Source organism: Hyphomonas sp. UBA3601, assembly GCF_002375605.1.
Taxonomy (GTDB): domain Bacteria; phylum Pseudomonadota; class Alphaproteobacteria; order Caulobacterales; family Hyphomonadaceae; genus Hyphomonas.
In genome coordinates this window covers 1-9,265 of the sequence record NZ_DFME01000103.1, presented here as the reverse complement: position 1 = coordinate 9,265, position 9,265 = coordinate 1, and the positions used below count along the sequence as shown (strand labels likewise).

The following is a 9,265-nucleotide window of genomic DNA, read 5'->3' as shown; positions in this document are numbered from 1 at the left end:
CTGAAAGCCAAAGAAGCGGAGATAATGCAGGTCTGATGTCGACCGACGACGCCTCTGCGCCGTCCGACTCGCATGCGGGCGCTTCTCGCGTACCCGCTCACATTGCCATCATCATGGATGGGAATGGTCGGTGGGCGAACGCTCGTGGATTGCCACGGGCTGCAGGGCATGAGCGAGGAGTCGAAGCACTTCGACGCACTGTTGAGGCGGCTGGCCAGATTGGTGTTCGATACCTGACAGTTTATTCCTTTTCGACTGAGAATTGGCGTCGGCCCGCATCCGAGGTCAACGCCCTGTTTGGGCTCCTGAAAACTTTCATTAAGAAAGATCTCGGAAGACTCAAAAAGGAAGGCGTGAAGATAAGGGTTATCGGCAGGCGCCAGGGTCTGCCGGATGACATAGCTGGATTGGTCGAAAGGGCGGAACGTGAAACTGCGGACAATGCTGATTTCTATTTGAACATCGCGTTCAATTATGGGGGGCGCGAGGAGATTGCGCGCGCTTCGCGAAGACTGGCGGCGGATGTCGAGAGCGGCAAGTTGGCGTCTGAGAATGTGACTGAAGACATCTTCGCTTCCTATCTCGATACGGTCGATATGCCGGATCCAGATCTTCTCATCCGAACGAGTGGGGAATACCGCTTGAGCAACTTCCTGTTGTGGCAAGCCGCTTATAGCGAACTCGTGTTCTTCGACGTGTTATGGCCAGACTTCGATCGTTCCTTTCTGGAGAAGGCGGTTGCGATCTATAGCGAAAGGGAGCGCCGCTTTGGCGCTGTTTCGAAGGGGAGCGCATAATGGGCGACTGGACCCCGCCCGAGAGCCGCTTTTCCCAGCTTGGACTCCGCTTGCTGACGGCAGCACTCCTTATTCCTGCCGGCTTGTTCGTCGTATGGTCAGGCGGATGGTGGTTGGCGGCTGCTTGTGCGCTTTTCGGCGGTATCATGGCTTGGGAATGGGCTGGAATGAGCGGGCATCCTCGCGGCTGGCTTCTGAGCTTTGCCGCCGCACTATTCTGCCTCAGCCTTCCTATGGATTTGACCTGGCTTCACGTCTTCCTGGGTTGTTTCGGGTTGGCGCTTTCGTTTGCATCCAATGCGGGCGGTTTGCGGATACGATCCGCTGCTATGCTTGGTTGGTTCTATGTTACTGCCATGGCGGCTGGTCTCTGGTTCTTGCGCGAAGGACCCTGGGATGGCCGCACTGTTGCATTGTATTTCATGTCCTTCGTCTGGGCATCCGACGCTGCGGCGTATTTTGTCGGGCGGGGTTTGGGGGGGCCGCGCCTGTTGCCTCAGGAAAGTCCGAACAAGACTTGGAGCGGAGCAACGGGCGCGCTCCTATTCACGGCTGTGTGCGGTATTGCTGCGGCGGATTTGCAGAACTCCAGTCTGATCTTGTGGGTGCTTTTGGGCGCCAGCCTGTCATTTACCGCACAGCTCGGAGATCTTCTTGAAAGTGGCCTCAAGCGCCGGTTCAAGGTGAAGGACTCGAGCAACCTGCTCCCCGGGCATGGGGGTGTTCTTGACAGGGTCGATGGCCTCGGCGCCGTCGGAATCGTTGGTTCACTTCTGTTGTGGAGCTTTCCGTCACTCTCGACCGCACTGGGTCTGTACTGATGGCCACCCGCCGTATCAGCATCATGGGATCAACGGGATCAATCGGAAAGTCTGCGTTGGATGTCGTCCGTCACGCCAACGCCAATGCAGAGCAGACATTTCAGATCGTAGCGCTTGCGGCCGGCTCGGATGCAGAAGGTCTCGCTGCGCAAGCTATCGCGTTCAATGCTGAAATCGCGGTGATTTCTGATGAGTCCCAGCTGCCGACCCTGAAAACTCTGCTGGCTGGAACTGATATCGAAGCGGCGGCAGGCGAAACAGCGATCGCAGAAGCAGCAGCGCGCCCGGTGGAGCGCATGTTGGCGGCGATTGTTGGGGCAGCTGGCCTCAAATCCACGATATCTGCCATACGTGCGGGAAATGATGTCGCGATCGCAAACAAGGAAAGCATTGTGTGCGGTGGCAAGCTCATTCTGAGCGAGGCGCGACGCAGGGGCGTCTCGATACTGCCAGTCGATTCTGAGCATTCAGCCATTTTTCAATGTCTTGGCGATGGTCGCTCTCTGGAAAAGTTGACAATCACGGCATCCGGCGGGCCGTTCCTCACGTCGTCTCTGGATCAGATGCGCATGGCGAGCCCCAAGCAAGCGGCCGCCCACCCGAACTGGAGCATGGGCGTCAAGAACTCCATCGACAGTGCGACCCTCATGAATAAAGCGCTTGAGTTCATCGAGGCGGGATTTCTTTTCGATGTCGAAGGGGAGCGCTTGGATGTGATCGTCCATCCTCAATCGATCATTCACGGCATGGCGCACTTTACCGATGGCTCAGTCATCGCGCAGCTTGGTGCGCCAGACATGAAAACGCCGATCTCCTACGCGCTGGGCTGGCCGGACAGGGTTCCAACCGTCGTGGACCGCCTGGACCTCGCCACCTTGGGCCGGCTGGACTTTGAAAATGTTGATGAAACGCGCTTCCCGGCCATTCGGCTGGCGCGTCAGGCATATGCACACGGTGTTCAGGCAACGACCGTATTAAATTGCGCTAATGAATCGGCTGTTTCTGCATTTATTGCGGGCCATTGCGGGTTTCTGGACATAAGCTGGATCGTGGAAGAGACGTTGAATCGCTATTTTTCGGGAAATATGCACGGAATCGCCTGCGATACTCTGGAGGAGATTGCCTTGCTGGACCGTTTCAGTCGAGAAATGGCGCGCGATGTACTAGAGAAGACCCAGCGTCGTACGGGAGGATAACGTTTTGGGTGATTTTCTCAGCCAGGGACCCTTGTTTCTATTTTGCCTGATTTTCATGATGGGCATCGTGGTTATCGTTCACGAGTACGGCCACTACATCGTGGGGCGCTGGTTTGGCGCCGCCGTGGAGTCTTTCTCGGTGGGATTTGGAAAGCCGATCTTTGAACGCACTGACAAGCACGGCACGCGCTGGCGCGTGAACTGGATTCCGCTCGGTGGCTTTGTGAAATTTGTGGGTGAGAGCCAGATGGCGGGCGATGTCGGCAAGATTGAGCAGGGGCCGATTGGCAGGGCATATCCAGAGCTTGGGGTCGGTCAACGCTCGCTCGTCAGCCTCGCAGGACCATTTGCCAACTTCATCCTTTCAACCCTTATATTCGCTCTGATATTGGGCGTTCACGGTCGACCGGTCATGAAGGTCGGCATTGCCGCAGTAGTACCAGATGGAGCGGCTGCTGAAGCTGGAATGGAATCCGGCGACGTGATCATGTCAGTAAATGGCAATTCGGTTAGCGATACGTCCGAAGTCTTGATGGCGATCATCCTGAACCCGAATGAACCAATTGATTTCGTTGTTCAGCGCGGCGATTCCGAGAAAGCCCTCGTCGTGACCCCTGATGAAATTGTCCGTGAAAACGATTTCGGGCAGCAAGTCCCCCAGGCCACGATTGGCGTGAGTATCGCCCCGATCTCGTATGGGGAACACATCTACTACAATCCGGTAGAGGCCTTGGGGCAGGGCGTTCTCGAAACCGGCGCGACGATCGATCGGACGGTGACGATGCTTACGCGAATCGTTACCGGAAAAATGTCGATGCACGCCATGACGGGGCCTGTGGGAATCGGAGATATTTCCCGCCGCGTGGTTAACAAGGTCTGGGAACAGGAGCAGGCGACGACCGGTCAGAAGCTCGAACGTCTGTTCTGGATGCTGGCAAGCATTTGCGCCGCGATCTCAGTAGGAGTCGGCTTTTTCAACCTTCTTCCGCTGCCGGTATTGGATGGTGGACACCTTGTATTTAATGCATATGAAGCCATTGCGGGCAGGGAAATGCCGCAAAAAGTGCAGGAGGTGGCCCTGACATTCGGGTTGATCCTGTTATTGGGAATGGTCGTGGTGATCACTTGGGGTGATATCATCGAGACCGGCTTGTTCGGAGCAAGAGGCGGCTGATCCGCCTGCCGAAATTAACCAGAGAGTGTGTCGACGATGCGTAAGTTTCTTGCAGCAACCATGATGGCGAGCAGCGTTCTGGCTGTGAACACAGCGCTTGTTCCCATGGGCACTGCCGATGCACAGGAAGATAGTCGCTATGGCGGCACCATCCGCTCCGTCATTGTCGAGGGCAATCAGCGTATCGAGGCGCGTACGGTTCAATCCTACCTGCTTGTAGAGCCTGGGGATTCCTTTGATCCTGACCGCATTGACCTATCCTTGAAGACACTGTTTGCCACCAACCTGTTTGCGGACGTGTCGATTGACCGTGTGGATGACAATCTGGTCGTGCGTGTGGTTGAGAACCCGATCATCAACCGCGTGGTTTTTGAAGGAAACAGCGCGCTAGATGACGACAAGCTCAAAGAAGACATCCAGGCAGCACCTCGCGGCATCTTCACTGCTGCTCGTGTGCAATCCGATGTTCAACGTATCCTCGAACTATACCGCCAGTCCGGGCGATTTGCCGCCAAAGTCGAACCGCAATACAAACCGCTGGAACAAAATCGTGTTGATCTGATTTTCGAGATCACCGAAGGGCCTGTCACCGGTGTCCGGTCGATCAACTTCCTTGGCAATCAGGCTTACTCGGACTCGCGCCTTCGCAGCGAGATTGTCACGCGTCAATCACGTCTGTGGCGCTTCTTCAGCTCGAATGACAATTACGATCCGGGCCGTCTGGAATATGACCGCGACCTCTTGCGACAGTTCTATCAGAACAATGGCTATTACGATTTCCGCGTGACATCCGCTGTGGCGGAACTGACGCCGGACCAGAAGGACTTCTACATCACCATGACGGTGGATGAGGGACGCCAGTATTATTTCGGCGAGGTCAAAGTCGAGACGGCGCTCGAGAAGCTTAATGCTGAGGCACTGAAACGTGCTGTGCCTATTCAATCCGACACGCTCTTCCGGGGCGACTCGATTGAAGACACGATCGACTCGCTGACTTACGCAGCGGGTATTGCTGGTTACGCCTTTGTTGATGTTCGTCCACAGTTGGACGTGAATCCCGAGACGGGTCTGATTGATGTCACCTTCGCTGTGGATGAAGGTCCTCGGGTTTACATCGATCGGATCAATATTGTCGGTAACACGCAGACACTTGATCGGGTCATTCGTCGGGAACTCCGAATTTCAGAAGGCGATGCGTTCAACCGCATCCTTCTTGATCGTTCCAAGAATCGCGTCCGAGCTCTGGGTTACTTCAAGAATGTCGAAGTGGTTGAGACCCCGTCGGAAGATCCGGACCGGACCATTGTGGATATCAAGGTCGAGGAACAACCAACCGGCGAACTGTCCTTCGCGGCCGGCTTCTCATCCGTGGATGCCTATCTGCTCGACGTCAGCGCGTCACAGCGCAATCTGAGGGGGCGCGGTCAGTCGGTTGTTGCTCGCGTGTCCGCTTCGAGCCGTCAGCAAATTCTGGATTTCCGGTTCACTGAGCCAAGACTGTTTGATCGCAATCTTTCCGGCGGTATTGACGCCTACGCTACTCGCCAGGACTATGAAGATTATTCCGGCTTCACCAGCGATACGATTGGTGCGGGCGTACGCCTCGGTTTCCCACTTACGGAACGCATGCAGCTTGGCCTTAGCTACAGATTGCAAACCGATGAAGTGAACGTTCTCGATCGTAATTACATCATCGACGAAGACGGATTCTTCGTTACCGACCGCGTCCAGATCACAGGGGCCGACACCCCAGAAGATCTCACAGACGACACCTATCGGCTCGTCGAACCAGGCGATGCTGGTGCGGGCCAACGCGTTGTTGACCAATGTTCGCGCGATTATGTCTTGAGAGATCCGATCTGTCGGGCAGAACGCAGCGATCTGTCCTCGATCCTCGGATATAATTTCTACTGGGACCGCACTAACGATCCGATAAGGCCGTCGCGCGGCTTTGATTTCCGATTCAGCCAGGACCTTGCCGGTATTGGCGGTGATGTGAAGTATTTGCGGACTGAGTCTACCGCGACCATGTATCGTGGCATCTGGCGCGATATAATTGCGAGCCTTCGTGTTTCCGGAGGGTATGTTTTCCCACTGGAAGACGGTCAGGGCGTGAGGATCAACAACCGTTTCTTCCGGGGTGGCAGCACGTTCCGCGGGTTTGACGTCGCAGGCATCGGCCCGCGAGAGATTGTCCGCGTAGTCGATCCTGAAACTGGGGAAGTTGTTCAGACTCGCCGCCTCAATTCGCAAGGCGGTAATGTCTATTATCAAAGCACATTCGAACTCAGCCTGCCGAGTTTCCTGCCTGAAGAATACGGTATCAAGAGCGCGCTGTTCGCAGAGGCGGGTGCCTTGGGCTCTCTTCGTGGGCCTGACGTCGGTCCCACAATCTACTTCACCGATCAATCGACCGGCCTGCCAGCAGTCCGGCTCACCAAGACGGCTGCATCCATGCGGGCGTCCGCCGGTCTAAGTGTTTTCTGGGACTCTCCGTTTGGTCCCATTCGGTTCGATTTCTCTCAAATTCTCAAACGGGAAGACTATGACCGGACGGAAACGTTCCGGTTCTCGACCTCAACAAGATTCTAATTTCAAGCTGAAAGACAGGAGACTAGAATGTCCCGACTCAAGAACTTCATTTTCGCCATGGTGGCGTCACTCGCCGCAATTGCCTTGGTTGCGCCGGCATCTTTCGCTCAGGGCACCACGGTCATTACGATCGATGAGGCAAAAATCCTGCGCGACAGCAAAGCTGGCAAAGACATTCAGGCCAAGCTTCAAAGCATCGAATCTCAGATCAATACCGAGTTGACGCCAACCAAGACGTCGCTTGAGGCTGAAGGCAAGGCGCTGAATACTGAACTGCAAGGTAAGACACGCGAGCAGATTGCCGGCGACGCAGCAATGGTTGCCCGCCTCAACGCGTACGACAAGAAGGCCGGTGATTTCGGCAAGGCCCGCCAAAAAGCTGCCAGTGAGTTTCAGCTGACCGAACGTCAGGCTCTTATCGATTTCAACAAGGCGCTTGAGCCGGTTCTCCTGCAGGTCGTGAGTGAAAAAAATGCCCAGATCGTGCTGTCCAAGAGCGCTCTGATCTATGGCGTGGATTCTGTTGATGTCTCCGCACTGGTCATCAGCAAGTTGGACGCTACGACGCCTACACTTTCGGTCGTCCGAAAGCGCATCCCTGACCAGCCAGCGCAGTAAATTGAGACATCCGTGCCAGTAGACGTTCGATTTTTCGCGCCATTGGGATCTCTTTCTCTTGGCGAACTGGCCAAACAGACCGGGTCTGGTCTCTTCGGAGATGAAGATCTGGAACTGACAGGTATCTCCTCGGCTGCGAACGGCCGCCGGGGAGACCTTGGATTTCTCGATGGAGACGGAAAGTCTGCTATCGAGATCAATCCCGACATCTCAGCCCTTGTCGTTAATGATGCCAATGTGGCCCGCATTCCCGACGGCATTCCCTATATCATTTCAAAGTTTCCCCGCTATGTTCACGGAACAGCTGCGGTAAAACTGTTTCGTCCACGTCATTTGGATTGGCATGGTGAGTCTGCCATTTCGCCCGATGCCACGGTAGACGAGAGCGTTAAGATCGCACCGGGTGCTGCCATCGCACCTGGCGCCGTGATCGGTGCCGGCACATTCATCGGGGCGAATGCTGTTATTGGTCCAGGCGTCCAGATTGGCCGCAATTGCGTTATCGGCCCTGCCGCGACCGTATTCTGTGCACTTATAGGGGATCATGTGAGACTGCTGTCCGGTGCTCGGATAGGCGAGGCGGGGTTCGGAGTCATGCCTGGTCCCAGCGGGGCGGAGGATGCTCCACATTATGGCCGCGTCGTCCTGCAGGATCACGTTACCATTGGTGCCAATTCCTGTGTCGATCGGGGGGCCTTTGACGACACAATTCTCGGGGAACGAACACGGATCGATAATCTGTGCCAAATCGCTCACAATGTGGTGCTTGGTCGCTCGGTTCTCATGGCGGCATTCGGTGGTATTTCAGGATCGGTTCAGATCGGTGATGGCACGATGCTTGGTGGACGCGTTGGAATCGCGGATCATGTGAAAGTCGGCGAGGGTGTATCTCTGGCGGCCTCTTCGGGTTTGTTCAGAAATATCGAAGACGGCGAAACATGGGGCGGAACACCTGCCAAACCTCTCCGCCAATGGATGCGCGAGATCGCGTGGTTGCAGAAGAACGCAAACCCGAAGAAAAAGGGTTAGTCAGCGCGTCCCAGCAGCTTTTGGAAACTCATGTCCACACAAATTCATCCCACTGCCTACATTGAGGACGGAGCCGCTCTCGGTGATGGTGTCGTTGTCGGGCCATTCTGTCATATTGGTCCACACGCACGCATTGGGGCTAATTCCGTCCTGATGACGCATTCTGTCGTGACCGGTCACACAGAACTGGGGGAGGGGTGTGTCCTGCACCCGCATGCGGTATTGGGTGGTGTGCCTCAAGTTATAGGGTTTGAATCGACACCGGACTCTCGACTGGTTGTCGGTGAGAACTGCGTCTTTCGTGAGTATGCAACCGCCCATTCGGGCATGCCCAAATTTGGCGGCCTTACAGTGATCGGGAACAATTGCTTTGTCATGATCGGGGCGCACATCGCCCATGACAACCACATTGGTAATAACGTCGTCATGGCAAATAATGTTTCTCTGGCTGGCCACATCACAGTCGGGGACAATGTGTGGTTCGGCGGTCTTGCCGCCGTTCACCAATTCTCTCGCATCGGACGGAATGCTTTCGTCGGCGGGGGAGCGATTGTTGTGGAAGACGTAATTCCGTTTGGATCGGTCGTCGGCAATCACGCCAAACTGTCGGGCCTGAACATGGTCGGTCTCAAGCGCCGAGGCTTCTCGAAAGCAGATATCCGGGACATTCGCGCCGCTTACAAAGCCATCTTTCTTGGAGATGGCCTGTTCAAGGATCGGCTGGAACAGGCGTCGCAGGATTATGCAGAGAATCCGCTGGCCATGGAGATCATCACATTTATCCGTGAGGGCGACCGCCCCATCTGCAAACCAGGTTGATGATATAATGGCTCCACTCGGTATCATCGCAGGACTGGGCGACCTACCAGTTGCCATCGCAGAGAATGCCATTGAGGAAGGGCAGGGTGCGTATGTGCTCCGCCTGAAGGGCTTTGATGATCCGGCACTGGCCAGGTTTCCGGGGGAAGCCATAGGTCTGGGTGAAGTCGGTGGAATACTGAAAAAGCTGAAATCTGCAGGGTGTGAGGAAGTTGTATT

Annotated in this window: 8 protein-coding genes and 1 pseudogene; all 9 read left to right on the top strand. The window is 55.6% G+C overall.

Features of this window, described 5'->3' with window-relative positions; genetic code table 11:
- The first annotated feature begins 35 nt into the window (after positions 1 to 35).
- Positions 36 to 797, top strand: a complete 762-nt coding sequence (locus B4F73_RS10190) for an isoprenyl transferase (protein WP_290478793.1) — start codon at positions 36 to 38, stop codon at positions 795 to 797.
- Complete coding sequence (locus B4F73_RS10185) at positions 797 to 1,618, top strand: phosphatidate cytidylyltransferase (RefSeq protein ID WP_290478794.1); 822 nt, start codon at positions 797 to 799, stop codon at positions 1,616 to 1,618. Before B4F73_RS10190 ends, B4F73_RS10185 begins: the two co-directional genes overlap by 1 nt.
- Positions 1,618 to 2,814: a 1-deoxy-D-xylulose-5-phosphate reductoisomerase gene (gene dxr / locus B4F73_RS10180; RefSeq protein ID WP_290478795.1), complete on the top strand. Its 1,197-nt coding sequence runs from the start codon at positions 1,618 to 1,620 to the stop codon at positions 2,812 to 2,814. Before B4F73_RS10185 ends, dxr begins: the two co-directional genes overlap by 1 nt.
- Positions 2,815 to 2,818: 4 nt before the next feature.
- Entirely contained in the window at positions 2,819 to 3,988 is a 1,170-nt protein-coding gene (locus B4F73_RS10175; protein WP_290481566.1) for a M50 family metallopeptidase, read from the top strand.
- A gap of 36 nt (positions 3,989 to 4,024) precedes the next feature.
- Complete coding sequence (gene bamA / locus B4F73_RS10170; RefSeq protein WP_290478796.1) at positions 4,025 to 6,580, top strand: outer membrane protein assembly factor BamA; 2,556 nt, start codon at positions 4,025 to 4,027, stop codon at positions 6,578 to 6,580.
- Between the two features lie 27 nt (positions 6,581 to 6,607).
- The gene (locus B4F73_RS10165) at positions 6,608 to 7,198 is read left to right on the top strand and encodes an OmpH family outer membrane protein (RefSeq protein ID WP_206990482.1); all 591 of its coding nucleotides are present in this window, start codon (positions 6,608 to 6,610) and stop codon (positions 7,196 to 7,198) included.
- A 12-nt stretch (positions 7,199 to 7,210) separates the two neighbouring features.
- Complete coding sequence (gene lpxD / locus B4F73_RS10160) at positions 7,211 to 8,227, top strand: UDP-3-O-(3-hydroxymyristoyl)glucosamine N-acyltransferase (protein WP_290478797.1); 1,017 nt, start codon at positions 7,211 to 7,213, stop codon at positions 8,225 to 8,227.
- A gap of 30 nt (positions 8,228 to 8,257) precedes the next feature.
- Positions 8,258 to 9,046: an acyl-ACP--UDP-N-acetylglucosamine O-acyltransferase gene (gene lpxA / locus B4F73_RS10155; protein WP_290483181.1), complete on the top strand. Its 789-nt coding sequence runs from the start codon at positions 8,258 to 8,260 to the stop codon at positions 9,044 to 9,046.
- Positions 9,047 to 9,053: 7 nt separating this feature from the next.
- Positions 9,054 to 9,265, top strand: a pseudogene (locus B4F73_RS10150) (DUF1009 domain-containing protein); the annotation flags it as partial.